Source organism: Frankia sp. AgKG'84/4 (genome assembly GCF_023242965.2).
In the GTDB taxonomy this organism is placed as follows: domain Bacteria; phylum Actinomycetota; class Actinomycetes; order Frankiales; family Frankiaceae; genus Frankia.
In genome coordinates, this window is the sequence record NZ_JALKFU020000794.1 from 1 (window position 1) to 1,098 (window position 1,098).

1 pseudogene is annotated in these 1,098 nt (G+C 79.2%); it reads right to left on the reverse strand.

The window, feature by feature from the left end:
* Nucleotides 1–1,058, reverse strand: a pseudogene (locus tag MXD58_RS25270) (zinc ribbon domain-containing protein); the annotation flags it as partial.
* Nucleotides 1,059–1,098 lie beyond the last annotated feature (40 nt).

The following is a 1,098-nucleotide window of genomic DNA, read 5'->3' on the forward strand; positions in this document are numbered from 1 at the left end:
CGTCCCGGGCCACCGCCGTCGGTCGCGCCCCGGCTGTCGGCCCCGGCAGCCAGCGGCCCGGTGACAGCCGCCGTCGCGTCGGCGTCCGCGGGAAAGGCCCCCGCCCCATCCCCGGGCCCCCGATCCGGGGCCCGACCCGCCCCGAAGGGACGTCCCCCTGTGGGCGGTCCCGCCGGGGGGCCAGCGGGCACCACAGGCCCCTCGGCGGGGTGACCCACCGGTGCGACCAGCGGGGTCGGCGCGGAGTTGCGGCGAGCCAGCGGATTCGTCGCCGGGGTGGGCCCGGCGCGTCCCGCCCGGGCGAGGGTCGCGTCCGGGCCGCTCCGGGTGGCCCCGACCGGCACCGGCAGCGGATAGGACCCGCTGGGTGGATGGGCCGGGCCGCCCAACGGATGCGGGGCGGTGATCGAGTCCTGGCCGCCCATCGGCCCGGCCACGAGGCGGGCTCCGGCGGCAACCATCGCGGCCCGACCGATGACGTGGGCGCCGGTGCCCGGGGAGACGGCCGAGGGGACGCCCACCGGCGGCGGGTCGGCGCGGGTGGCGGCGCGGGCCAGCACGCTGACGCCGACCGCCGCGATCCGGGCGACCTCGCCGACCCGGTACACCGGGTAGGCCGAGACGTGGTAGGCCCAGCCATCGGCGGGTGCCGCGAGATGCCAGCCGCCCTTGATCTCCAGGCTGGCGTTCGTCACCCGCGCGCTGGCGGCCAGCGGGTCGTCCGGGCCCGTGGGCGGGCGGTCGCGGCGCCAGAACACCCGGGCCTCGCTCACCCCGGGCGGCATCTGGAACGACAGGATGATCGACTCGCCGCGGTCGTCGGCGCGCAGGTCGCGCACCGGTTCGATGACGACGTGCCGCAGGGCCCGGCCGACGACGGCCGTGGACCCGTGCACGGTCACCGGTGTGTACACGGCCTCGCCGACCGGCGCGGACTCGACCGCCTGGCCGACGCGGCTCGCCGCGACCAGGCGGACCGGGCCGGTGATCGCGTCAAGGGCCACCTCGTCGCCCTCCACGCCGAGCCCGCCCAGTGGCAGCGGGCCCGAGCCCGGCATCACCAGCGGGCCGGAGCCAGGTGTCGGCAGCGGCACGGGC